The organism is Streptomyces endocoffeicus, assembly GCF_016741935.1.
GTDB classification, from domain to species: domain Bacteria; phylum Actinomycetota; class Actinomycetes; order Streptomycetales; family Streptomycetaceae; genus Streptomyces; species Streptomyces endocoffeicus.
The window spans coordinates 1-23,602 of the sequence record NZ_JAERRG010000061.1 but is presented as its reverse complement, the minus strand read 5'-3'; the positions used below and the strand labels follow the sequence as shown (position 1 = coordinate 23,602).

At 67.8% G+C, this 23,602-nt stretch carries 19 protein-coding genes and 2 pseudogenes; 16 read left to right on the top strand and 5 right to left on the bottom strand.

Annotation, left to right across the window (positions count from 1 at the left end; all coding sequences use genetic code 11):
- Nucleotides 1–60 precede the first annotated feature (60 nt).
- Nucleotides 61–228: a hypothetical protein gene (locus tag JK364_RS51925; protein ID WP_201858472.1), complete on the top strand. Its 168-nt coding sequence runs from the start codon at nt 61–63 to the stop codon at nt 226–228.
- Entirely contained in the window at nt 225–371 is a 147-nt protein-coding gene (locus JK364_RS51920) for a hypothetical protein (RefSeq protein ID WP_201858469.1), read from the top strand. Before JK364_RS51925 ends, JK364_RS51920 begins: the two co-directional genes overlap by 4 nt.
- 3 nt (nt 372–374) lie before the next feature.
- On the opposite strand, the gene JK364_RS51915 is transcribed toward JK364_RS51920, so the two are convergent.
- A complete protein-coding gene (locus JK364_RS51915) occupies nt 375–1,412 on the bottom strand; it encodes an ornithine cyclodeaminase family protein (RefSeq protein ID WP_201858468.1) in 1,038 nt (345 codons plus the stop codon).
- 189 nt (nt 1,413–1,601) lie between these two features.
- Between JK364_RS51915 and JK364_RS51910 the strand changes: the two genes are divergently transcribed.
- From JK364_RS51910 to JK364_RS51900, 3 genes are read left to right on the top strand one after another with little or no spacing between them, the layout of a single operon-like run.
- Nucleotides 1,602–2,630 carry an FkbO/Hyg5 family chorismatase gene (locus tag JK364_RS51910; protein WP_307841691.1) on the top strand — a complete coding sequence of 343 codons (1,029 nt, stop codon included), beginning with the start codon at nt 1,602–1,604 and terminating at the stop codon, nt 2,628–2,630.
- Between the two features lie 34 nt (nt 2,631–2,664).
- Nucleotides 2,665–3,831 (top strand): C9 hydroxylase cytochrome P450, encoded by a 1,167-nt coding sequence (locus JK364_RS51905; protein WP_201858466.1) that lies wholly within the window; start codon nt 2,665–2,667, stop codon nt 3,829–3,831.
- 24 nt (nt 3,832–3,855) lie between these two features.
- Nucleotides 3,856–5,037, top strand: coding sequence for a C9 hydroxylase cytochrome P450 (locus JK364_RS51900; protein ID WP_201858465.1), 1,182 nt, complete (start codon nt 3,856–3,858; stop codon nt 5,035–5,037).
- 575 nt (nt 5,038–5,612) lie between these two features.
- Here JK364_RS51900 and JK364_RS51895 read toward each other — a convergent pair.
- Nucleotides 5,613–6,164 carry a hypothetical protein gene (locus tag JK364_RS51895; protein WP_201858464.1) on the bottom strand — a complete coding sequence of 184 codons (552 nt, stop codon included), beginning with the start codon at nt 6,162–6,164 and terminating at the stop codon, nt 5,613–5,615.
- Between the two features lie 339 nt (nt 6,165–6,503).
- Here JK364_RS51895 and JK364_RS51890 point away from each other — a divergent pair, with 339 nt between their 5' ends.
- Nucleotides 6,504–8,591: an alkaline phosphatase family protein gene (locus tag JK364_RS51890; RefSeq protein WP_201858463.1), complete on the top strand. Its 2,088-nt coding sequence runs from the start codon at nt 6,504–6,506 to the stop codon at nt 8,589–8,591.
- A gap of 151 nt (nt 8,592–8,742) precedes the next feature.
- On the opposite strand, the gene JK364_RS51885 is transcribed toward JK364_RS51890, so the two are convergent.
- Nucleotides 8,743–10,245 (bottom strand): PucR family transcriptional regulator, encoded by a 1,503-nt coding sequence (locus JK364_RS51885; protein WP_201858462.1) that lies wholly within the window; start codon nt 10,243–10,245, stop codon nt 8,743–8,745.
- Between the two features lie 369 nt (nt 10,246–10,614).
- Between JK364_RS51885 and JK364_RS51880 the strand changes: the two genes are divergently transcribed.
- From JK364_RS51880 to JK364_RS51845, 8 genes and pseudogenes are all read left to right on the top strand, one after another.
- Nucleotides 10,615–12,243, top strand: a complete 1,629-nt coding sequence (locus JK364_RS51880) for a GMC family oxidoreductase (RefSeq protein WP_307841690.1) — start codon at nt 10,615–10,617, stop codon at nt 12,241–12,243.
- 10 nt (nt 12,244–12,253) lie between these two features.
- Complete coding sequence (locus tag JK364_RS51875; protein WP_201858461.1) at nt 12,254–12,646, top strand: gluconate 2-dehydrogenase subunit 3 family protein; 393 nt, start codon at nt 12,254–12,256, stop codon at nt 12,644–12,646.
- Between the two features lie 89 nt (nt 12,647–12,735).
- Nucleotides 12,736–14,262, top strand: coding sequence for an aminobutyraldehyde dehydrogenase (locus tag JK364_RS51870; protein ID WP_201858460.1), 1,527 nt, complete (start codon nt 12,736–12,738; stop codon nt 14,260–14,262).
- Nucleotides 14,259–15,704: a purine-cytosine permease family protein gene (locus JK364_RS51865; RefSeq protein ID WP_201858459.1), complete on the top strand. Its 1,446-nt coding sequence runs from the start codon at nt 14,259–14,261 to the stop codon at nt 15,702–15,704. Before JK364_RS51870 ends, JK364_RS51865 begins: the two co-directional genes overlap by 4 nt.
- 71 nt (nt 15,705–15,775) lie before the next feature.
- Nucleotides 15,776–16,765 (top strand): agmatinase, encoded by a 990-nt coding sequence (gene speB / locus JK364_RS51860; RefSeq protein ID WP_201858458.1) that lies wholly within the window; start codon nt 15,776–15,778, stop codon nt 16,763–16,765.
- A gap of 83 nt (nt 16,766–16,848) precedes the next feature.
- Nucleotides 16,849–17,634 carry an electron transfer flavoprotein subunit beta/FixA family protein gene (locus JK364_RS51855; RefSeq protein WP_201858457.1) on the top strand — a complete coding sequence of 262 codons (786 nt, stop codon included), beginning with the start codon at nt 16,849–16,851 and terminating at the stop codon, nt 17,632–17,634.
- 35 nt (nt 17,635–17,669) lie between these two features.
- The gene (locus tag JK364_RS51850) at nt 17,670–18,638 is read left to right on the top strand and encodes an electron transfer flavoprotein subunit alpha/FixB family protein (RefSeq protein WP_201858456.1); all 969 of its coding nucleotides are present in this window, start codon (nt 17,670–17,672) and stop codon (nt 18,636–18,638) included.
- Nucleotides 18,639–18,762: 124 nt separating this feature from the next.
- Nucleotides 18,763–19,407: pseudogene (locus JK364_RS51845) on the top strand (Fe-S oxidoreductase); the annotation flags it as partial.
- Between the two features lie 701 nt (nt 19,408–20,108).
- Here JK364_RS51845 and JK364_RS51840 read toward each other — a convergent pair.
- Nucleotides 20,109–20,714, bottom strand: coding sequence for a TetR/AcrR family transcriptional regulator (locus JK364_RS51840; RefSeq protein ID WP_201858455.1), 606 nt, complete (start codon nt 20,712–20,714; stop codon nt 20,109–20,111).
- Between the two features lie 314 nt (nt 20,715–21,028).
- On the opposite strand from JK364_RS51840, the gene JK364_RS51835 reads away from it, so the two are divergent.
- Nucleotides 21,029–21,679 (top strand): DUF998 domain-containing protein, encoded by a 651-nt coding sequence (locus JK364_RS51835; RefSeq protein ID WP_230993858.1) that lies wholly within the window; start codon nt 21,029–21,031, stop codon nt 21,677–21,679.
- 42 nt (nt 21,680–21,721) lie between these two features.
- On the top strand, nt 21,722–22,936 hold the full coding sequence (locus tag JK364_RS51830) for an SGNH/GDSL hydrolase family protein (protein ID WP_201858454.1): 1,215 nt from the start codon (nt 21,722–21,724) through the stop codon (nt 22,934–22,936).
- 234 nt (nt 22,937–23,170) lie between these two features.
- Here the strand turns inward: JK364_RS51830 and JK364_RS58360 are convergent.
- Nucleotides 23,171–23,263: pseudogene (locus JK364_RS58360) on the bottom strand (DUF6313 family protein); the annotation flags it as partial.
- Between the last annotated feature and the right edge of the window lie 339 nt (nt 23,264–23,602).

Below are 23,602 nucleotides of genomic sequence, written 5' to 3'. Positions count from 1 at the left end.
CCCGGATCGGGGCCGTCGTGCCGCTGATGAGCCCCGCGTTGCCGCACCACGAACTGCGGGTTGCCGCACCACGAACTGCCGCTCACCGCCGAGCCGCACGACACGGTCCTCGACAGCCGCCGTCAGGTCGAGGACGTGCTCCACGGCCACGACTCCCGCCTGCTGGTCGTCGTCGGCGCCTGCTCGGTGCACGACCCCGCCCGCCGCCGAGTACGCCCTCTCTTTTGAAGGACGCGGCCGACCGGCCGGCCGGCGACCTGGTCTACGGGCAGTCGGTCACCGACGCCTGCAGAGGCCGGGACACCACCGTCGGCGTGTTGGACCGGCTCGCCCGGGCCGCCGCCAAACGGCGCACGCTCCCACGGCGGTGAACCTCAGCCCTGCAACGAGTACGGATCGAGGACGTCCTCGGGAGTGGACTCGATGGCCATCTTCTGACCGAGGCCGAGTTCGTCGGCGAAGCCGAGCAGTACGTCGAACGCGATGTGGTCGGCGAACGCGCTGCCGGTCGAGTCGAGAACGCTCAGGTTTTCCCGGTGCGCGACGGCGGTTTCGGGCGCCGCGCACAGCTCGGCCAGGGACGGGCCGAGCTCCCGGTCGGGCAGCTGCTGGAACTCGCCCTCGGCCCGTGCCTGCCCGGGGTGGTCGACGCAGATGAACGCCTCGTCCAGCAGCGCCCGGGGCAGCTCGAATTTGCCCGGCTCGTCCGCACCGACCGCGTTGACGTGCAGGTGCTGTAGGCGCGGCGCCGCCGGGACCACCGGTCCCCCACCGGCCGGCACCGACGTCACCGTGCAGAGGACGTCCGCCGAGGCGGTCGCGGTCGCCGCGTCGGTGACCTCGACGGGCAGGCCGAGGAAGCCGGCCCGGCCCGCGAACGACGCCGCGTGCTCGGGCTTGATGTCGCTGACCAGGATGCGCTCAAGCGGAAGGATCCGGCTGAGCGCGTGCGCCTGGGTGACCGCCTGGGCGCCGGCGCCGACCAGGGCGAGGGTGGTGCTGCCGGGCCGGGCGAACAGCCGGGTGGCGATGGCGGCGACCGCGCCGGTCCGCATGGCGGTGATGGCTCCGGCGTCAGCCAGCGCGACCAGGCTGCCGCTGTCGTCGTCGAATCGCGTCAGTGTTCCGACGATTGTCGGCACGTGCAGACGTTCGGGATTCTGCGGGCTGTAACTGACCGTCTTCATCGTCACGCCCGCACCCGGCGCGCGATGGGGCATGAATTCGATGACGCCGGGAACGTTGCCGTCGCGGGTGAATCCGGTGCGCGGTGGCGGCCCGCCGACCTCACCGCGGCCCAGCCGCGCGAAGGCCCTGTGCAACTCGCTGATCAGCCGGTCCATCAGGACATCGCGGCCGACTACCGAGAGGATCCGCTTGATGTCGCGCTGGCACAGAATCCTGGTTTGCACGTGTTCCCTCTCCCATGGCAATAACCATTCACGAAACGCATTTATCGGGGACTCACGCCCAAATAATGGGAACGCTAGCAGCCGGTCGGCGACCATAACCCCCCGATGATCCCCCTGAATCGCCCGGCGATTATCGGCGCCCGTTCTAGGGGGTTGCGGGGAGTGGCGCGCACATATTTCGCTGTGCTGGTGCGTATCCCAGGACCGCGAAGGCGGTCGAGACGATCGGCCACGCCGCACTGCTCCTTCGAGAAGGTCGCGTCGCCCGACCTCGCCGACGACGAGACGGTGCTCGGTGTCATCGAGCACCGCACCGGGCACAGCGGGGTGGCCCTGATCGACGGCCGCCCGCACACCGCGGTGCACACGACCACCGACGAGAGCGAGTCGTTCGCCGAGGTTTGGCGGTTGGACGGTCCGAAGGAGTCGGGCAGCCACGGCGGCATCGCCTGGGCCCGAACGGCCGACTATCTCTTCGGCGTCGCCCGGGTTCCGGAGGGAGACCGGTACGCGGACGGCACCGCGGCCCTCTACACCGGGATCTTCGACCTCATCGGCGAGCTGGGACACCCCCGGCTGGCCCGGACCTGGAACTACGTCAGCGGCATCAACACGCTGAACGCCGACGGCCTGGAGGTCTACCGCGACTTCTGTGTAGGCCGCGCCGAAGCGCTGGACGCCCGCGGGGTCGAACCGGCCGGCATGCCGGCGGCAACCGGCATCGGCACCCACGGCGGCGGCATCGCCTGCTACTTCCTCGCCGCCCGCGCCGGTGAGCGGGTCAACCTGGAGAACCCCGCCGTGCTGACGGCTCACCGCTACCCACGGCAGTACGGGCCCCGCCCGCCGATCTTCGCCCGCGCCACCTGGCTCGCGCCGCCCGGATCGGACGACGGCCGGCTCTACGTCTCGGCGACCGCCGGCATCCGCGGCCACGAGACCGTGCACCACGGGGACGTCGCCCGGCAGTGCGAGGTGGCGTTGGAGAACATCGCCCAGGTGATCAGTGCCGAGAACCTGCGGCGGCACGGGCTTCGGCGGGGGTACACGCTGGCCGACGTCGACCACCTGAAGGTCTACGTACGACACCGCGAGGACGTTCGGGCCGTGCGCCGGATCTGCGCCGAGCGGTTTTCCCGCGAGGCCAGGGTGGCCGTGCTGCACACCGACATCGCACGCACCGACCTCCTGGTCGAGATCGAGGGAGTGGTGGCGTGACCGCACCTGCCCGCCCACATCTGGAGGACCGCCGATGAGCACCGAGGTTCAACAAGAGACCACCCCCGTCGGCCGCTGCCCGTTCGCGATCCAGGACGAGCAGCGCGCGCTGCTGGAGAGCGGCGTCATCGGCTCGTACGACCTCTACGGCGTCAAGCACTGGCTGGTGACCTCGGCCGAGGACGTCAAGCTGGTCACCAACGACCCCCGGTTCAGCTCGGCCGTGCCGTCCGAGGTGCTGCCCATCGACCGCCCGGGCTGGTTCTCCGGCATGGATTCGCCGGAGCACAACCGCTACCGGCAGAAGATCGCCCGCGACTTCACCCTCCGAGCGGCCCGCAAGCAGGAGGAGATCGCGATCCGGGTGGCGAATGCCTGCCTCGACGACATCGAGACGGCCGGACCCGGCACCGACCTGATCCCCGGCTATGCCAAGCGCCTGCCCTCCGAGGTCATCAACGAGGTCTACGGCCTGAGCAAGGAGGAGGGCGCCGCGCTCGAGGCCAGCATGCGGGCCGTCGTCGGCGCCACCGACATGGCCGCCATCAAGACGCTGAGCAACGAGTTCTTCACGCACGCGGTGTCGCTGGTCCGCCTCAAGCGGGACCAGCAGGGCGACCGGCTGCTGCACCGGCTGGCCGAGGCCGGCGACGACGAGGTCCTGCTCAGCGAGGAAGAGGCGACCGGTGTGTTCGCCGTGCTGCTGTTCGCCGGGCACGACTCGGTGCAGCAGATGGTCGGCTACTGCTTGTACGCGCTACTGGCCCATCCCGAGCAGCAGGCGGCCCTACGGGCGAACCCGGATCTGATCGACGGCGCGGTCGAGGAGATGCTGCGCTATCTGCCGCTCAACCCGCTGGGCGTCCCGCGGGTCTGTGTCGAGGACGTCGAGCTGCACGGGCAGACCATCAAGGCCGGTGACAATGTCATCCCGCTGTACTCCACGTCCAACCGGGATCCCGACGCGTTCGACGAGCCGGACACCTTCGACGTCACCCGCCGGCCCGAGCAGCACCTCGCGTTCGGGCACGGCATCCACAAGTGTCCCGGCCAGCACCTCGCCCGCGTGCTGATCAAGGTCGCGGCGCAGCGTCTGTTCGAGCGTTTCCCGGACATACGCCTGGCCGGCGACGTGCCGATGAACCCCACGGGCCTGTTCAGCCCGACCGAGCTACAGGTCACCTGGGGCCCGGCCGCCTGACCCCGCTTACCTGGAGGACCACTGATGAGCACCGAGGTTCAGCAAGAGAGCAAACCCACCGACCGCTGCCCGTTCGACCTCGAGCAGGGGCAGCGCGCGCTGCTGGACAGCGGCGTGATCGGCTCGTACGACCTCTTCGGCGTCAAGCACTGGCTGCTGGGCTCGGCCGAGGACGTCAAGCTGGTCACCAACGACCCCCGGTTCAGCTCGGCGGCGGCGGCCGGGATCATGCCTGACGAACGCCCCGGCTGGTTCTCCGGCATGGACTCACCCGAGCACAACCGCTACCGGCAGAAGATCGCCCGCGACTTCACCCTCCGAGCGGCCCGCAAACAGGAGGAGATCGTCGTCCGGCTGGCCGACGCCTGCCTCGACGACATCGAGGCGGCCGGACCCGGCACCGACCTGATCCCCGGCTACGCCCGACGCCTGCCGTCCCAGGTCATCAACGACCTCTACGGCCTCACCGACGAGGAGGGCGCCGCGCTCGAGGCCAAGATGGAGGCCGTCGTCGGCGCCACCGCCGACAACGCCGACCTGGAGGCCTCGGCACGGGTGCTGGGTGAGTTCTTCGCTCACGCTCTGTCTTTGGTACGCGCGAAGCGCGACCAGCCGGGCGACCGGCTGCTGCACCGGCTGGCCGAGGCAGGCGACGACGAGATCCTGCTCAGCGAGGGCGAGGCGACCGGTGTGTTCGCCGTGCTCCTGCTGGCCGGCCACGGCTCGGTGCAGCAGATGGTCGGCTACTGCTTGTACGCGCTACTGGCCCATCCCGAGCAGCAGGCGGCCCTACGGGCGAACCCGGATCTGATCGACGGCGCGGTCGAGGAGATGCTGCGGTTCCTGCCGCTCAACACCCTGGGCATCCCGCGGATCTGCGTCGAGGACGTCGAGTTGCACGGCCAGACGATCAAGGCGGGCGACAACGTCATCCCGTTGTACTCCTCGGCCAACCGCGATTCGGGCGTCTTCGACGAGCCGAACACGTTCGATATCACCCGCAAGCCGGAACAGCATCTCGCGTTCGGGCACGGCATCCACAAGTGCCCGGGCCAGCACCTCGCCCGGCTGCTGATCAAGGTCGCCGTACTACGCCTGTTCGAGCGCTTCCCGGACGTACGGCTCGCCGGTGAGGTGCCGATGAACGAGCACCACGGCCAGTTCAGCCCGGTCGAACTGCGGGTCACCTGGGGCGCGGCCACCTGACCGGCGTCCGGACCGCGTCACGCGTACGTCGGCGGCGCGGTCCGGTGCCCTGGGCTTACTCCAGGTCAGCCTGGTCGACCAGATCCGGGGCAACTGCTTGCGGCCCTTGACGTCGAGCTTACGGAAGACGTTCGTGAGGTGCCGCTCCACCGTGCTCGCCGTGACGAACAGCAGGCGGCGATCTCCCGATTGATCTGACCGGACGCGGCCGACGAGCACCCGCGCCCGCTCGTACAGGTCGCGACAGGACTGCGGCAACTCGGCGGCCTCGGGGAGCAGGGCGATCCCCTTCGCCCGCGGGGCCGCCACTGCGCTCTGGCGGATACGCACAGCCCTGTGCCCCGGATACGGAGTGCGCTACATCCACGACTGCCACTCCGTCGACAACGACACGCTCTGGAGTGTCAACCCGCCCCGCAAGGGCGCCGATCACCGCCTCGCCGCGCTCAAAAGCATCCGGGCGGCCCGCCCGGACGGTGCCCATACCTACGTCAAAGGCGAGCCACTTACGCCAGCTTCTGGGGCAGCGAGTCCCGAGGGTTCATGTCCCCGCTACGCGCACTGAGCTCCGTGCTTCACTTTCCGGAGATTTTGGCGCGGTCATCGGCCAGCAGTTGGAGGGCGTGCTTGCGGTCCTGCTTCAGCGTGCCGTCGACTCCGTCCACGGTGACTGTGATCAGCTTCCTGCCCTCGCCCGCGTAGGCTTCAACCCTGCCGCCCGCCAGGAACTCCTCGGGAGGGTCGGCCCGGTAGGTGCCGCACGCCCCCTTGGGCCCCTTGAAGGTCTCGGTGACTCCGTCGGCCGACGTGGCGTGACACTTCCCGCCGACGTACTCGGCCATCTGGGCGGGATCCTCCTCGTCCAGGATTTCCAGCGAGAGTTTCGCGAAGGTGTGGGGCGGCCCGCTCGTACCGCCGCCCGCCGCCCTGACCGAGATATTGACCAGGCACGACCCCTTGCCGCCCTGGAAATGCCCGTTGACGTCGGCGAACTCGTTGTCGCCGAGCGCCGCAGCGACCGTTTCCGGCTTCAGGTAGTGGCCGCAGCCCGTGTTCACCCCCTTGGCCAGCGCTGTCGTCACCGAGGGGCCGGTCTCGCTCCTGCCGCCTCCTCCGCACCCGGTCATCAGCAGCAACACCACAACCAACCCGGCCCCAGCAGACCCGCTGCGACGCATCTCCGCCCCCATCACCCTGGCGCATCACCGCTACCCGTTCATGGCGGCAAGACCCTAACAGGCATGCCGCCTCAGTCGTGAAGCTTTCCCTTGCTCGTGGACGCCTGGAGACTGGGACGAGGCTCCAGAGGAAGTAGTGCCAGGTACGGACCGGAATTGACAATCCCGCCGTCGATGTCCTGCTGATCACCGCTTAGCCGGAGTTCATACAGAATTGGTGTGCACTCGCTTCGATGAGCGAGCTTCGGCGCCCATCCCCGGCTATACATGCCCATGTGAGGAGCTTCCATGGCCCCCGATCCGATCACCCCTGAGCCCGAGCCCGAGTCCGAGCTCGGCGACAGACCCGAGATGACGACCGGCACCACCCGCCGTCGGTTCCTCCAGGGCGCGGGGGTGACCGCCGGGACGCTGGTGCTCGGCGGGACCGCCGGGGCGGGCAGCGTGTACGCCGCCTCGAAGCCCGGGTACGCCTTGCCAAAGGGCTTCAAGGGCAACATGTCCGACCTGAAGCATGTCGTGATCCTGATGCAGGAGAACCGGTCCCTCGACCACTACTTCGGCACGTTCCCCGGCGTACGCGGCTTCAACGACAAGCAGGCGCTGCGGTTCCAGGACGGCACCACCGTCTTCCAGCAGAAGGACCGCAACGGCAACATCGTCACCCCGAAGGCCGACGACGGCACCTGGGGCAACGACCACGGAGCCTGGGGCGACATCGACCATCGCAAGTGGGATCTGTGGGTTCAGCACAACGGCGCCAGCTGCATGAACTACCACAGCGACGCCTATATGGGCTTCTACCATTCGATCGCCGCCCAGTACACCATCGCCGACCAGAACTTCTGCTCCGAGTTCGGGCCGACCGACCCCAACCGAAAGTACCTGTGGAGCGGTACCGCCAACAGCGAGACGGGCAACACCGATGAGTCCAACTACTCCCGTGCCTGGATCACGGTGGCCGAGCAGCTCCAGCAGGTCGGCATCGACTGGCGCCTCTACTCCGACAACAGCGGCAACGGGCGACAGGGTTACATCAGCACCTGGGTCGGCGACTACGGCGACAACGAGCTGAAGTACTTCAAGGGGTTCGACCCGGAGGGGCTGAGTGCCGACGACCCGAAGCTGCGGGCCGGCACTGGGCTGATCTGGCGAGGCAACGCCACGTACTACTCCGGCATGACCTCACCGAACGACGACTCCGACGAGAACCTCGACGCGGTCCTCAAAAACCTCCATGACGCCTGCCGGCCGGGCGCGGAACACCCGCTGCCGGCAGTCTCCTGGATCGTGGCGCCGTACGGCTGGTCCGAGCACCCGGACGCGGACACCCTGCACGGCGAGCGCTACGTCAAGAAGGTGCTCGACATCCTGCAGAGCAACCCCGATATCTGGAATCACACCCTCTTCATCCTCAACTACGACGAGAACGACGGGAAGTTCGACCACGTGCTGCCGCCGTGGCCGGAGCCGGGCACAGCGGGCGAGTACGTCGGCGACTACCCGCTCGGCTTCGGTCCACGAGTGCCAATGCTGCTGGTCTCACCATGGACCCGCGGCGGGTACGTCGCCTCGGAAGTCTTCGACCACACCTCGACGATCAAGTTCCTCGAGATCTGGGCGGCCCAGCTCGGCAAGCCGTTCCGTTGCCCCAACATCAGCGACTGGCGGCGCTCGATCGCAGGTGACCTGACCAGCGCCCTGGACTTCGCCCACCCGCGACTGGGGCCGGCCACCTTCACAGACCCGCTCGCCGAGCAGTCGGTGTCGATCGCCGCCGACCACATGAAAGCGCGTCCGCTGAGCTTCCATCCGCACACGACGATCTCGGAGGACCGCGCGTCGGGGACGGTCACCGCCAGGATGACCCTGACCGGCGGCCCGGAGGACAAAGCCTTGAGCTTCCAGGTCTTCCCCGACAAGTACCAGGCGTTCTCCAGCACGCCGTTCACCATCACCGCGAGCAAGCCGCGCGACTACACCTGGGATGCCAGGACCACCGACGGCAAGTACGCGTTCTCGATCTACTCCAACGACGGCTTTGTGCGCTCCTTCGCCGGCCAGGTCGCGCCCGCCGGAAAGCGGGACGGTGGCCTCCCGCGCGTCGAGGTCGACCTGCTGAAGAGCGAGGACACCAAGCACAAGGCTCAGGTGAAGTTCACGTTGCACAACGACGGCACCAAGCCGGTGGAGTACACGCTCACCGCTCATGACTTCCTCGGCCGTACCCAGAACGTCACGGTGGCCCGCGGCGAGAGGAAGATCGTCATGTGGCCGACTCAGGACGGCTACTACGACGTGGTCGTTACCGTCAACACCGACACCACCTGGACACAGCGCTACGCCGGCCGGATCGCCACTGCCGAAAAGGACTGATCGGCCAGGACATCCGTGGCGACGGCAGCCGTCCTGGCCGCCGTCGCCACGGCTGGGAGTGCGGGCATGTCGGCGATCACTGCAAGGCCGTGGGCTCGCGGAACCGGGCCTCGATAAGCTTGCCGTGACCGCCATGCAGTCTGCACTCAGGTCAGGGTCCAAGAAGTGCGCGAGCCTGCACAGCCAGCCAAAGCTCGGCGATATCACGCGTATTGTTCACGTTATGCCCGGTAATCGCCTCGACCTTGCGAATCCGGTACAGGACGGTCTGTCGGTGCACATGGAGCGCATCGGCGGTCTTCTGCCAGGAGCGCTGGTTGTCGAGGAATGCCTCAAGGGTCCGCAACAGCTCTGTCTCGTGCACCCGCTCGTATTCCATGAGTGCGCCCAGCACGCGCGTCACCAGGACGGCGGCGTCGTCGATCCCCGCGACGCCCAGCAACGGCGTCGCGTCGCCGTACCGGACGGTGCGCGGGGTGACCGAAGTCGCCGCACGGGCGGCCCAGCTTGCCTCACGCAAGGCTTCCGGAACCCGTTCGACGGTCCGGATCGGGCCACTGATCCCTACCAGGGCTTCGCCGTCGAGGCTCGAGCGGATCAGTGCATGGACCGTGTCGCCATCGACGCAGAGCACATAGAGCACACCTGACCGGTGCACCACGAGATGGGGTATGCCGTTGCGCCATAGCGTGAGGTGGAACTCCCGCAGTTCCGCGATGGCATCGGAGGTGATCGCAACGAGGGTCGCCTTGGCGACGTTCAGGCCGAGGCCCTTCAGATGACGACGGCCGCCGCGCTCGTCGAGCCGCCCCTCCATCAGCTGCGCAAGCACCTCGGCACCCAGCCGACGACGGTGCTCGATGCTGATCAACGACTGGGACAGCTCCAGAGCGATCACGGTCACCGCGTGCTGCATGAGTATGGCATCGAGCACGTTGCGCCCATCCGAAACGAGCACGAGGATCGCGTTCGACTGCGTCGGGATGTCCATCAGCCTCATCTCGCGTCCGTCCTCGAGTGGGACCGCGAAGGCCCCCGCTCGCAGATCTGAGGAATCGGACGTGGATCGGCGCAGCGCGGCGGTGAGTGTGGGGTCGAGGCGCGGGTCTTGCGGGTACCAGGGCTGCGCCGACCCGCGGTGGCAGACGTGGACCTCGCAGCCCAGTTGCGGGGAGAGCGCGTGCGAGAGCGCCGAGGATTCCCGGTGACTTGTCAGCGTCTGCCGCATGGCGTGGTAGATCCGCTCCGTGCGGATCAGCCGATCGGACTGCTCAAGGAGGTTGGCGACCGCGACGGCGCGGGAGATCGCGACGAACGGCAGGGGAAATTGGATGGTCAGGACGCTGAACCCCAGCTGCTCACTCGCCTTGGCAAGCTCGTCGGTGAGTGGCGGGCAGTACATCCGCACCCCGATCGCCAAACCGCTTGCGCCGACGTCGACCAGCCGTTCGATGAGGGCCCGCTGCCCGGCGCCGTCGGCGGGAAACGACATGCCGTTGGTCATCAGGAGCTCACCGCCGGCGAGCCACCGCCAGGGCTCGGGCAGGTCGGATGTGTGGGTCCACGAGACCTCGCGATCGAGCCCGTCCGTGCCGGAGTGCAAGTGCAGCCGCAGATGTGGCATCTCCAGCAGATCCGCGATCGTGATCGCCATCGTGCAACCGTACCATGTACGCACAAAAGTTCTTGTGCGTCTGCACAATCGAGGGGACGACCGCACCCGCGCCGACCGTCGAACCTGGTCAGCAGGGGTGTAAGCGACTGCCATGGGAGCGGTCGGCGGAACCCGACCATGCCGAGCGCGATGCCTGCCGGGATATGACCGGTTGTGCATTTGCTCAAAGTGGAGGGTCTCGCTTGTGGCGAATGAACCTGGTGTCGGTGTGGGTGGGCCGAAGCATTCTGGGTGCGGGTCATTCGATCCCCCGGTCCGGTAAGGACCGGAGAGTCGACCGGACCGGAACGTCCATCGACGTGGGTGCGAACGTGCCCATGGCGGACCGAGCGAGCGGGAGAGTTACTGGTGAACACGCAGCATGGTCACGGGGATGCGGATGTGCTCATCGTGGGGGCCGGCGCCTCCGGTGGGGTGGCGGCCCTGGAATTGGCCGGCCGCGGGTTTCGTGTGGTCTGCCTGGAGCAGGGCGGCTGGGCTCTGCCCGATGACTTCACGGGCGGCAAGCCGGAGTGGGAGCTGACCCGTCTCAAGCAGTGGAACCCCAGCCCCAATGTGCGCGGGCGGGAGAGCGACTACCCGGTCGACACCAAGGAGAGCCCGATCGAGCCGTTGATGTTCAACGGTGTGGGTGGCAGCACCATCATGTTCTCCGGGCATTGGGTCCGGGCGCTGCCCTCCGACTTCCGGGTTCGGACGCTCGACGGCGTCGCGGACGACTGGCCGTTCGGCTACGAGGACCTGCGGCCGTTCTACGACGAGGTCACTCACCACATCGGCGCGTCCGGACTCGACGGCGACCCGGCGTACCCGGACCCGCACACGTTCCCGCTGCCGCCGATGCCGATCGGCAAGTATGGCCTCACCGTGGCGAAGGGCCTGGACAAGCTCGGCTGGCACTGGTGGCCCGCTCCGAACGCCATCGCGTCGCGTAAGTTCAAGAACCGGCCCGCGTGCCTGCGGTACGGCGCCTGCGAGTCGGGATGTCCGACCGGAGCCAAGGCGAGCACCGACTTCACGCACTGGCGCGACGCGATCGCCGCTGGTGCCGTGCTGGTGACCGGGGCCCGGGTGCGGCAGCTCACGGTCGACAACCGGGGTCTGGTGACCGGCGCCGAGTATGTCGACCGCACAGGGGTCGTACGCCACCAGGCCGCAGGTGTGACCGTGCTGGCCGCCAACGGGATCGGCACCCCGCGACTGCTGCTCAACTCGACCTCCGCGCAGTTCCCCGACGGTCTGGCGAACTCCTCGGGGCTGGTCGGCAAGCGGCTGATGATACATCCCTACGCCTCGGTGTACGGGACCTACGAGGACGAGCTCGAGACCTGGCTCGGCCCGACCGGGCAGGCACTGCAGTCGATGCAGTTCTATGAGACCGACTCCGATCGCGGGTTCGTGCGCGGGGCGAAATGGAACCTGATGCCGACCGGCGGCCCGCTCACCCACACCTTGTGGGAGCCGGGCGAGGACTGGCGCGACGCCTTCGGCCCCGCCTTCCACACGCGGTTGCGCACAACCTTCGGCCGGTACACCGAGTGGGGAATCACCACCGAGGACCTGCCCGAGGACCACAACGAGGTCGTCCTCGACCCAGGCGTCACAGATTCCGACGGCATCCCGGTGCCCAAGATTCGCTACACCATCGGCGAGAACACCGAACGCATGCTCAAGTTCCATGTCGACCGGGCGACCGAGGCCCACCTGGCCGCAGGCGCGACCTCGGTGCACCCCATCCCCGTCGTCCGGGAAAGCGGCTGGCACCTCCTGGGCACCGCGCGCATGGGCCCCGATCCCGCCACGTCCGTCGTCGACGAGTACGGCCGCGCGCACGACGTGCCAAACCTCTTCGTCATCGACGGGAGCGTGTTCGTCACCTCGACCGGCGTCAACCCGACCGCGACCATCATGGCGGTCGCGCTGCGGTCGATGCGCCATCTCGCCGACAACCGCCACAACCAGACCACCGCCGACTGAGGACACCGTGATGCTCGATCCCGACCAGCGACGCACCTTCGCCGCACTCGCCGACGTACTGATTCCCGGGTCCGATCCGATGCCCTCGGCCACCGCCGCGGGTACGCCGGACGCGCTGCTCGACCAGGTTCTCGGCTACCGGCCGGATCTGGCCGAACCGTTCGCCGAGGCGGTCGCCTGGTGCACGGGCAAGGACCCGGAAGCCGCTCTGGACGCGCTCTCTGTACAGCAGCCCGAGCAGTTCCAGGCCCTCACCCTACTGACCGCCGGAGCCTATTTCCTGAGCCCCCGGACGAAGGCCGCGCTCGCCTACGACCCCCCACCGCGCACGGCCCACGACGACGTCAACTCCTACATCGACATGTTGGCCACGGTCGTCGATCGCGGCTTCGTGATCCGTTGAGCAATTGGACCGGTCGTGTCCGAGGTGGGCGCGACCGGTCGCGAACCCGTGAACCCGCGAACCCGTGAACAGGAACGAAGGTATTCAAGATGATCGAGGCGCAAACGCAGATCCCGGTGGTTCCTCTGGGAGACGGCCTGGCGCCGATCGGTGGGGAGACCGCGGTGCTGCCCCACTTCGTCAACGGTGCCGGATGGGAGGGCACCGGGACGGAGACGCAACCGGTGTTCAACCCGGCGACGGGACAGCCGATCGCACAGGCCCTGTGCGGCACGCCGGCCGATGTCGACAGGGCGGTGGCCGCTGCCAAGGCGGCGCTGCCCGGCTGGCGGCAGCGGACGCCGAAAGACCGCGCCAATGTGCTGCTCGAGGCCGCGGCGGTGCTGGAGGCCAACGCCGAGGAGCTGGCGCACCTGGAGTCGGTCAACACCGGCAAACCGATGCCGCTGGCCCGCGACGATGTCGCCGGGACGATCGACACGCTCCGGTTCATGGCCGGCGCGGTCCGGGCGCAGCTGAGTCTGAGCGCCGGAGAGTACGTCACCGGCCGCACATCGATGATCGTGCGGGAGCCGGTCGGGGTAGTGGCCGCGATTACGCCGTGGAACTACCCGCTGCTCACGGCGGCATGGAAGATCGGGCCGATCCTGGCGGCCGGCAACACATGCGTATTGAAGCCGTCGGATCAGACACCGCTGACCGCCCTGCGCATGGCCGACCTTCTGGCCGAGGTGTTCCCCGCAGGGGTGCTCAACGTCGTCACCGGTGCCGGATCGGTGGTCGGCGAGGCGCTCGCGACTCACCCGGACGTCGCCCTGGTGTCGGTGACGGGCAGCGTGCGGAGCGGACAGGCGGTGGCCGGCGCGGCCGCGGCCACGCTCAAGCGCGTGCACCTCGAGCTCGGCGGTAAGGCACCGGTCATGGTGTTCGCGGACGCCGATCTGGACGCGGTCGCCGACGGCATCCGGGTCGCCGGCTTCGGCAACTCGGGCCAGGACTGTGGCGCGGCCTGCCGGATCCTCGTGGAGCAGTCCGTCCACGGCGAACTGCTGAAGCGTCTTGTGCCCAGGGTGGAGTCGCTGGTCGTGGGCGACCCGGCGGCCGGGGACCACATCGAGATGGGGCCGCTTGTCTCGAAGACCCATCGTGACAGCGTGCTCGGCTTCCTCGACCGTGCCTTCGCGGAAGGAGCGCGGGCGGCGACGGGCGGGAGGGCCCCGGAAGACGACGGTTATTTCGTGCTTCCGACGGTGCTGGTGGACCTTCCGGACGGTGCCGAGTCCACCCGTGAGGAGATCTTCGGGCCGGTGGTCACGGTGGAGACCTTCACGGATGAGGATGCCGCGGTCGAGGCGGCCAACAGCACTGCCTACGGGCTGTCCGCCTCGGTCTGGACCGAGGACGCTCGTCGTGCCGCGGATCTGCCCGGCCGGCTGGACTTCGGCACCGTATGGGTCAACGACCACCTCGCGTTCGCCACCGAAATGCCGTGGGGCGGGTTCAAGTCCTCCGGCTACGGGCGCGACCTGTCGGCGTATGCGCTCGATGACTACTCACGGACCAAGCATGTCATGTTCAACCGGGCTCGAAGCGCCGACGAGGCGGAGCAGGCATGAGTGAGCAACTGGCCGGGCGGCGCGATTCCACCTCCACTATCGAGTCGGCGACGATCCAGCCCATCCCCCTCGACCAGCGGCATGGCACGAACCGGGATATGTTCACCATCTGGTTCGGCACGAACATCATGGTCCTTTCCATTGTCACCGGGGGACTTGCCACCACGCTGTACGGCCAACCGGCCTGGTCGGCCGCGCTGGGGATCATCGTCGGGAACCTCTTGGGCGCGATCTTCATGGCGCTGCACTCCGCCCAGGGCCCGCGGCTCGGGGTCCCTCAGATGATCCAGACCAAGGGTCAGTTCGGCTCCTGGGGTGCACTGCTGATCGTTGTGATCGTGGTCTGTATGTACCTCGGGTTCTTCGTCTCGATCCTGGTCTTCGGAGGACAGTCGCTGGCGTCGGCGGTTCCGCACTTCAGCAGCAAGGCCGGCATCGTACTGCTGGCCGCGGCCAGCATCGCGGCCACGATCTGGGGCTACAGTCTGATCCACGCCTATGCGCGGATCATGACCTACCTCTCGGGTGCCGTCCTGCTACTGGCGTTCATCTGGGTGTTTGTCGTCCACCCGGTGCCGCACACCTTCTTCGGTACGGGTGGGGCCACCCTGCCCGGGTTTGCGAGCACCGTGTCGGCGTCCGCGGTCTGGCAGCTCGCTTACGCACCGTATGTGTCGGACTACTCCCGTTATATGCCGGCCAAGACCGGCTCCAGGCCGGCGTTCTGGATGAGCTACTGGGGCAGCAGCATCGGCTCGATCCTGCCCATGTTCCTGGGCGCGGGCATCGGGCTGCTCCTGCCGGGTATGGACACCATCCCCGCCTTGACCAAGGCAACCGCCGGGATCAGCCTGCTGGTCGTGGGCGTCTTCAGCATCGGAGTCGCCGCGACGAACGCGATGAACCTGTACTGCGCCACCCTGTGCACGATCACGATCGTGCAGACCTTCCTGCCGCACGTCACAGCTCGCAGCCGCGAGCGTACGCTCGTCGCGGCCGGACTGTGTACGATCGCGCTCGCCGTTGCTCTCAGCTCCGGAAGCGGCTTCGTCGCCACGTACAACGGCTTTCTCACCCTGCTGCTCGGCTCCCTGGTGCCGTGGACCGCGGTCAATCTGGTCGACTTCTACCTGGTGCGCCACGGTGACTACGTCGTCGAGGACTTCTACAAACGCGATGGCGGCAGCTACGGCCGGGTGAACTGGCCGGCGGTGCTCTGCTACCTGGTCGGTGTCGCCGTGCAGATCCCGTTCATGATCATCGGGACCGCTTACACCGGCCCGATCGCCAAGGCACTGGGCAACACCGACGTCTCCTTCATAGCCGGCCTGCTCGTCGTCTCGCCGTTGTACTACTTCACGGTAAGGGCCGTGGCCCGGCAGCGGGCGGCCGTGACCGTCGAGGAGATCCCCGCGCTCGTCCACGGCGAGACCAGAGCCTGAGCACATCTGTGCGCCGGGCATCTGACCCGGCTCCCCTCGCTGCTTGCCCCCATCTTGATCGGAGTCACCCCATGAGCGACCACAAGCCGATCGGTGCTCTCGAAGCCACCACGGTCCCGCGCTTCGCCGGTCCCGGCACCTTCGCCCGGATCCCTTCCATCGAGGCCGTGCCCGACTACGACATCGCGGTGCTCGGCGTCCCCTTCGACGGCGGTACGTCGTACCGGCCGGGAGCCCGGTTCGGGCCGATGGGCATCCGGCAGGCGTCCCGACACCTGCGACCGCGGTTCCACGTCGAGCTCGATACGGCCCCGCTGGAGGCGGTCCAGGTCGTGGATGCCGGTGACGTGCCGTGCACGCCGTACTCCATCGACGATGCGATGGGCCAGATCGAGGGGTTGGCCCGCGAGGTCGTCGGCCGGAGTGACCGGCGCCTGGTCACGCTCGGCGGTGACCATACCGTCGCGCTGCCGATGCTGCGCGCGGCACGGGACAAGCACGGCCCGATCGCTCTGATCCACTTCGACGCACACCTCGACACGTGGGACACCTACTTCAAGGCTCCGATCACCCACGGCACGGTGTTCCGCCGCGCGTTCGAGGAGGGCCTGCTCGTCGAGGACAAGTCGATCCACGTCGGCATCCGCGGTCCCATCTACGACCAGCTCGACCTCACCGACGACGCGTCGTTCGGCTTCAGGGTCATCCGGGCCGGGGACCTCGATGTCCTCGGCATCGACGGAGCTGTCGATATCGTGCGGCAGCGGGTCGGTGATACCCCGGTCTACCTCTCGATCGACATCGACGTGCTCGACCCCGCGTTCGCGCCGGGCACGGGGACGCCGGAGATGGGCGGGTTCACCAGCCGCGAGCTGCTGCATCTGCTTCGTCGGCTCGACGGTCTCAACCTCATCGGGGCCGACGTCGTGGAGACCGCACCGGCGTACGACCACGCCGAGATCACCTGTGTCGCGGCCGCCACGGTGGCCTTCGACCTCATCACCCTGATGAGCAAGACCGATATGCGCACATCTGACCGCGTGGCTGCCGCCATGGCCTGACCCGCACCCCGGACACCTCCCAAGATGCGCCGATCAACCCCAGTGCGGTTCCGAAATCACCCCCTACCACCAAGGCAATAGCTATGGGTCTCAGGATCGTTGTCACTGTGAAGTACGTTCCCGATGCAACCGGAGATCGACGGTTCACGGAGGACACGTCCACCGACCGGGAGTCGGTGGACGGGCTGCTGTCGGAGCTCGACGAGTACGCGGTGGAGCAGGCGCTGCGGATCGCCGAGTCGCATGCGGATGCCGAAGTGGCGGTGGTGACCGTGGGGCCGGACGACGCGATGGACGCGCTGCGGAAAGCGTTGTCGATGGGTGCGGACAAGGCCGTACACGTGAACGACGAGGACATCCACGGCACGGACGCCATCGGCACCTCCGCCATCTTGGCCAAGGCCATCGAACGTACCGGTTACGACCTGGTTGTCTCCGGCATGGCCTCGACGGACGGAACCATGGGCGTGGTGCCGGCGCTGCTGGCCGAGCGGCTGGGCGTGCCGCAGGTGACGCTGGTGTCGGAGGTGACCGTGGAGGGCACCACGGTCAAGGGCCGCCGGGAAGGGGACGCCGCCACCGAGCAGTTGGAGGCACGGCTTCCGGCTGTGGTCTCGGTCACCGACCAGTCGGGTGAGGCGCGTTACCCGTCCTTCAAGGGGATCATGGCGGCGAAGAAGAAGCCGGTCGACAGCCTGGACCTGGACGATCTGGGCATCGAAGCCATCGAGGTCGGCCTGGGAGGAGCGTGGACTCAGGTCGAGTCCATCTCCGCCCGCCCTGCGCGTACCGCGGGCACGATCGTGAGGGACGAGGGCGCGGGCGGCAAGCAACTCGCGGAGTTCCTGGCGACGCGGAAGTTCATCTGAGTCGACCAACCTACGTCTTGCAGGAGATTGTGACGATGAGTGAGATCCTGGTTCTGGTCGCCCACGTGGACGGCGCAGTCCGGAAGCCGACTCTGGAGCTGCTGACCCTGGCTCGCCGCTTGGGCGAGCCATCCGCCGTCGTGCTCGGCGCCGGCGATGCCGTCGTGGCCATCGCCGCTGAGCTGGGCGAGTACGGCGCCGTCAAGGTCTACGCCGCTGACGCGGCCGAGTTCGCCGACTACCTGGTCGTGCCGAAGGTCGATGGCCTGGAGCAGATTGCCAGGGCCGCGTCCCCGACAGCTGTGCTGCTCACCTCCTCCGGCGAGGGCAAGGAGATCGCCGCCCGCCTCGCACTGCGCATCGACTCGGGCATCATCACCGACTCGGTGGATGTCAAGCCGGGCGAGAACGGCCCGGTGGCGACACAGTCGGTGTTCGCCGCCTCGTTCACAGTGGACTCCACGGTGTCGCAGGGGATCCCGGTCATCACGGTGAAGGCGAACGCGACCAGCCCGCAGCCCGCCCAGGCCGCGGGGACAGTGGAGAACGTCATCATCGCCTTCTCCGACGCGGCCAAGGGCACCAAGGTGGTCTCGCGCACCCCCCGGGAGTCTTCGGGACGTCCGGAGCTGACCGAGGCCGCGATCGTGGTATCCGGCGGCCGCGGCGTCGGCTCCGCGGAGTCGTTCTCCGTGGTCGAAGAGCTGGCTGACGCACTCGGTGCGGCGGTCGGCGCCTCCCGGGCAGCAGTGGACGCGGGCTGGTACCCGCACTCCAACCAGGTCGGCCAGACCGGCAAAACCGTCTCCCCGCAGCTGTACATCGCCAACGGTATCTCCGGTGCCATCCAGCACCGCGCCGGCATGCAAACCTCCAAGACCATCGCCGCGGTCAACAAAGACTCCGAGGCCCCGATCTTCGAGCTCGTCGACTTCGGCGTCGTCGGCGACCTGTTCGACGTCGTCCCCCAGCTCACCGCGGAGACCAAGACCCGCAAAAGCTGACCTGACTGGCTCTTGGACGGGCGGAGCAACGGCCCACTTCAATTGAACAGCCTCGGCAGTCCAGCCTGGGCCGGGCATGGGGAAGCGGGAGTGGGAGTGAATGCTGGAAGGTGTAACCCCTGTGATTCAACTCGCCGCGATCATCGTGTCGCTGGTTCTGACCGTGGCCGGCGTAGCGCTGCTCGCACGCTCCATCGGCCAGTTCGTCCGGTATTTCACGGCCAGCCCGTTCCCGCCGACAGCCGGACCGACAACCCCTGGCAACGCAGCGTGACGCTGGTGCGGGAGTTCCTCGGTCACACGCGCATGAACCGCTTGGGCATCAGGCAGGCGTTTGGCCAGCCGTTCAAGGCTGACTGGATGCTGCCTGATCGTCGTCTCGCTCAACACCAACATGGGTGTGGCCTGGCACCGCTTCCTGGCCTTCCCCAACATCTGGTTCAAGCGCAACGCGGCCGGCGAGGTCGCGCTCGGCGCGCTCCAGCCGATGACGTCCGACGGCAAGCCGATCGACTTCGAGGACCCAGACGAGGACGCCCAGTTCGGCGTCTCGCAGATCGAGCACTTCTCCTGGCAGGGCATCCTCGACTTCTCCACCTGCACCGAATGCGGCCGCTGCCAGTCGCAGTGCCCCGCCTGGAACACCGGCAAGCCGCTCTCCCCCAAGCTGCTGATCATGTCGCTGCGCGACCACTCACACGCCAAGGCCCCCTACCTGCTCGCCGACGTGCCCGCGGCCACGCTGGCGGAGGCCGAGCGCCCGCTGCTCCCGCCTGGCTGGCGCCCGGGTCGTCACGACACGGCTTCCGCCGCCACCGTCCCAGGCTCCCCGGGCCGAGCGGAAGGTCCCGCTCGACGGGGTCACGATGGTCGCAGGACACCGCCTGCGTGTCGGCCGTCAGCACGCGGGCAAAACCGTCACCCTCGTGATCGAGGACACGGTCTTCCGCGTCCTGGACGGCGAGGGAGTTGTCCACGCACCCGCGCAGGAGCGACAAGCCAGTTCAGGGCTACCGCACGACCTACCCCTGGCAGCTGACCCGAACGAGCGTTCCGAGCGTCAAGCAGAGTTGACGAAGCGTCCAACATGCCTCGACGACAGACTGTCAAGCGCCCGCACAGCGCGGCGACTGTCCACGGCCTCATAGACATCCGCCTCTTCGCGTCCTCTCACTCGACCGGCCCTATACCGTATTCAGCGTCAGTGCCGAGCATCTCCAGGCCCTGAACAGCGCCCTGACGTCCAGTCGTTGGTCGAATTGTCGGAGACAGAGGTGACCAGACGGACGCTCAGCGGAAGCGGCTTCGGCCGCTCCCGCCAGTGAGTAACGGGCGTTGTGGCAGGTGGCACGATCACCTTCGCCGCGGCTCCGCCTCGATCGGCAGTACACGCCCGCGGGCGTGTACTGCGCCGCCAATGGGAGCAGCGAGCTCTTCATCGCCGAAGCGACGACGTTGCTCCGCGAACCTTCACGGCTGCGCGTCATCCCCTCCGGTGTCGTCGTACGATGCCCAGCCCTTGTCGAGGAGTCGGAATCCCGCGTCGATGGTCGGCGCAGGATCGGCCTCGCGGGTGGCTACGAGCTGGATCTGCAAAGCAAACCGGACGTAGAGGCGGATCTCGTCACTGGGTTCTTCCAGCCCGAGTTCCTCGGTGATCGCCGCGACCAGGGCATCCTCGTGGCGCAACCACATCTTCTCCGCGTAGTCGATCAGGGCCGGTGTGTCCTCCATGAGGGCGAGGATCTGGCGCTGGGGCTCGGATCGGAGCTCGGCGATCTCGGAGAGGTAGTGGGCCTTCAGCGCGTCGGAGATCGTGGTCCCCGGCAGGCGGCCACTGACCGCGGCAATGAGGCGTTCGTGCCGCTCGCCTTCGTCGCTGAAGACAAGCGCCTCCTTGTGGGGGAAGTGCGTGAAGACCGTCTTGGGTGACACGTCGGCCTCATCCGCGATCTCGCGCACTGTCACCGCGTCGAAGCCGCGCGCGAGGAAGAGTGCCGTCGCCGCCTCGAGGATCGCCGCCCGCGTTGCCGCCTTCTTGCGCTCGCGTCGCCCAACCGCCGCTCCATCCACCATGACTTCACTCTACCCTCGAACACTACCTACATTGACAGTAAAAGTAGTCTCGATATAGTAAGAGTGTGGGTGAAGCGAAGGCGGACTCGATCACGTCCATGCCACCTTCGTCGTCGCTCTGACGGTTACGGAACTCCTGGCGCTACGAGGCCCTGGCCCAGTCGCGCGACATCTCCGGCACCGACAGATTTCGCAATGGCCGCCGCTGTCATCGCTGACCGGGAGAACGACGCCGCTGGCACAACCGAGCCCACGCCGATCTCCGGAGATCCTCGCGCCGACCCCGGCACCACCAGCGGAAAGGGACAACGGCCATGACCGAAACCATCGACTCGCGCGCCACCCCGGAAGAGCCCATCATCAGCAACCTCGGAGTCCACGGGCCCTCGACGCTGATCGGGCAGTACATGTGCTCGCGCCTTGCCTGGGTGATGAACACCGGATTCTTCCTTTTCGGGATCACGATCCTGGCCGGGGTCGCCACGCTGCGCGATCCGTCGGGAGGACGCCGTTGGGCAACACTCGTACCCGCGACACTGCTGGCCGCCGGCGACGTCCCGCTCACGCTGTTTCCCGGATCCGGAGAGGCGCTCGAAAACGGCACCGGCCAGTTCCACAGCATGGGGGCCTTCGCCGACTTCATCGGTGGGAGCGCGCTGGCCATCGTGCTCGGACGCGGGTGGCGGCACATCGGCGGCTCTCCGCGAATGGGAAGGGCACTGATCACGGTAGGCGTGATCGGTCTGCTTTCAACGGTGCTCTACCTCGCGATGATCTTCACCGCGGGCGAGACCCCCCATCGGCATCATCGGCCTGATCGAACGCGGCGCCGTTCACACGCTCCTGATCGGCCTCATCTGCTCCGGAGCATCGATCTGGAAGCGGCAGACCATGAACGCACCACTCGCACGCCCCATCACCACGGGCAAAGCCGCTTGACCCCGCACTCCGAGAGCACCGCCTAGCCCAACACCAGCCGCGATACCGACAACCGAAGGACAACGACCATGACCGCCGGCATCACCCAGCCCTCCGGCTCCGAAGGGGCGAACACGGAAGCGTTCGAATGGGTCCGCACCTGGAGTGCCTCACCACAGGCACCGGACAACTCCGTCAGCTTCATCGAACCCTTCGAGAACGCGACGCTGCGGCAAGTCGTCCGCGTCAGCGGCGGCGGACACACCATCCGCATCCGCATCAGTAACGAGTACGGAACCACACCACTCACCATCGGCGCCGCCCGTGTCGGAATCGCGGACTCCGACGGCAGGACCGACAACGGAAGCGATCAAGCGGTGACCTTCAGCGGCAAGCTGACCACCACCGCACCGGCGGGCGCGCCGATCCTCAGCGACCCCATCGATCTGCGTACCCCCGCGCTTTCACGGCTGACGATCAGCCTCTACCTACCCGACCGAGTCGACACGTGCACCTGCCACGGGACCTTCAACGCACTCGGCTGGATCATCCCGGGCGACGCGACCGCACTCGCGTCTCTTCCCACGGACGCAGCCCCTTTGCCGGCGCAAGCCCTGATCACGGCCGTGGAAGTGCAGCCCGGCACACCGACAAAGGCCATCGCCGTCATCGGTGACTCTCGCGTTGACGGAATCGGCTCCACCCCCGGCGCGGATCGACGCTGGACCGACCTGCTCGCCGAACGCCTGGCCGCCCGCGGCGGACAGACGCTCTGCGTGGTCAACCAGGGCATCGGCGGCAACCGCATGCTCGCCGACGGCATCGGCACCGCCGCCCTCGCCCGCTTCGACCGCGACATACTCGCCACGCCGGGCCTCGGCCACGTGGTGATCGCAGTGGGCAACGACCTCGTCTTCTCCTTCGCCCCGCGCACCGAGGAGGCCGCCGGATTCCTCGCGATGTTCCCCGGCGCGCCCGTCACCGTGGACGACATCATCGCAGCCCACCTCCAGCTAGTGGCTCGAACTCGGGCGCACGGCTCGAAGGCCTACGCCGCGACCGTCGCTCCCTACGGCAGCTCGGACATGTACTCACCCGAGGGCAACAAGGCGCGCGAGCAGCTCAACACATGGATCCGCACGAGCGGCGACTTCGACGGCGTACTCGACTTCGACGCCGTCTGGCGCGACCCCGCCGACCCCACCCGCATCCGCAGCGACCTGCACATGGGCGACTGCCTTCACGGCAACGACGCAGGCTACGCGGCCCTCGCGGAATCCATCGACCTCTCCCTCTTCGATTGATCTGCCTGCCCAGGAGCCTACGCCGATCTCCGCAGGAGAAGGAACGGCGTGCGGCGCGTGCGACGATCGCACGCGCCGGACGCCGCGCCGCCGCGGGGATCCGGCAGAACGCCCTGTTTGTACACGGCATGCAACACGACCACGAGCCGCTCCCGGAAGAGGGGGCGGGGGCGGTTCAGCTAGGCGGCGCAGTTCGGCGAGAACGTCCTCCAGTGCAGGCGCGTGGTGGGCTTGGATCTGCTCGGCGATGACATGGCCAGCCGTGGCTCCGATGATGGCGGGGCTCACGGCCCAGCCAGTCAGGGATAGTGGCCACGCACACCCCAATCAGTACGTCGTAGGCGTTCGCTCAGCCGATCAGAAACCCGTTGAGCACATACAGCGTCGCGCACATCGCGAGCACGGAGGCACCCTGGCTGATCAGCCAAAAGCTGAACCGGGGCAGGGCATACCGACCGGCTCAGCGTGCCCGCAGCCGTTGCCATCGGCCTTGGAGGCCCGCCGGGCGACGGCGGGGATGCAGTGGACACAGCGCTCACGGGTTGTCACCTAACGCCGAGCCGCCGGGAAGATGATGCCGAGGATTCCGCCTACGCCGCTGCCGGGCACCAGGCCGATCGCCATGTTGCCGGAGACGGACAGCCCGAGCACGATTCCCAGCGAGAT

Excerpts from the sequence above, each read along its gene's own strand:
- JK364_RS51905 (WP_201858466.1), top strand. The coding sequence starts at position 2,665 with ATGAGCACCGAGGTTCAACAAGAGACCACCCCCGTCGGCCGCTGCCCG.
- JK364_RS51900 (WP_201858465.1), top strand. The coding sequence starts at position 3,856 with ATGAGCACCGAGGTTCAGCAAGAGAGCAAACCCACCGACCGCTGCCCG.
- JK364_RS51895 (WP_201858464.1), bottom strand. The coding sequence starts at position 6,164 with ATGACCGGGTGCGGAGGAGGCGGCAGGAGCGAGACCGGCCCCTCGGTG.
- JK364_RS51890 (WP_201858463.1), top strand. The coding sequence starts at position 6,504 with ATGGCCCCCGATCCGATCACCCCTGAGCCCGAGCCCGAGTCCGAGCTC.
- JK364_RS51885 (WP_201858462.1), bottom strand. The coding sequence starts at position 10,245 with ATGGCGATCACGATCGCGGATCTGCTGGAGATGCCACATCTGCGGCTG.
- JK364_RS51875 (WP_201858461.1), top strand. The coding sequence starts at position 12,254 with ATGCTCGATCCCGACCAGCGACGCACCTTCGCCGCACTCGCCGACGTA.
- JK364_RS51870 (WP_201858460.1), top strand. The coding sequence starts at position 12,736 with ATGATCGAGGCGCAAACGCAGATCCCGGTGGTTCCTCTGGGAGACGGC.
- JK364_RS51865 (WP_201858459.1), top strand. The coding sequence starts at position 14,259 with ATGAGTGAGCAACTGGCCGGGCGGCGCGATTCCACCTCCACTATCGAG.
- speB (WP_201858458.1), top strand. The coding sequence starts at position 15,776 with ATGAGCGACCACAAGCCGATCGGTGCTCTCGAAGCCACCACGGTCCCG.
- JK364_RS51855 (WP_201858457.1), top strand. The coding sequence starts at position 16,849 with ATGGGTCTCAGGATCGTTGTCACTGTGAAGTACGTTCCCGATGCAACC.
- JK364_RS51850 (WP_201858456.1), top strand. The coding sequence starts at position 17,670 with ATGAGTGAGATCCTGGTTCTGGTCGCCCACGTGGACGGCGCAGTCCGG.
- JK364_RS51840 (WP_201858455.1), bottom strand. The coding sequence starts at position 20,714 with ATGGTGGATGGAGCGGCGGTTGGGCGACGCGAGCGCAAGAAGGCGGCA.
- JK364_RS51835 (WP_230993858.1), top strand. The coding sequence starts at position 21,029 with ATGACCGAAACCATCGACTCGCGCGCCACCCCGGAAGAGCCCATCATC.
- JK364_RS51830 (WP_201858454.1), top strand. The coding sequence starts at position 21,722 with ATGACCGCCGGCATCACCCAGCCCTCCGGCTCCGAAGGGGCGAACACG.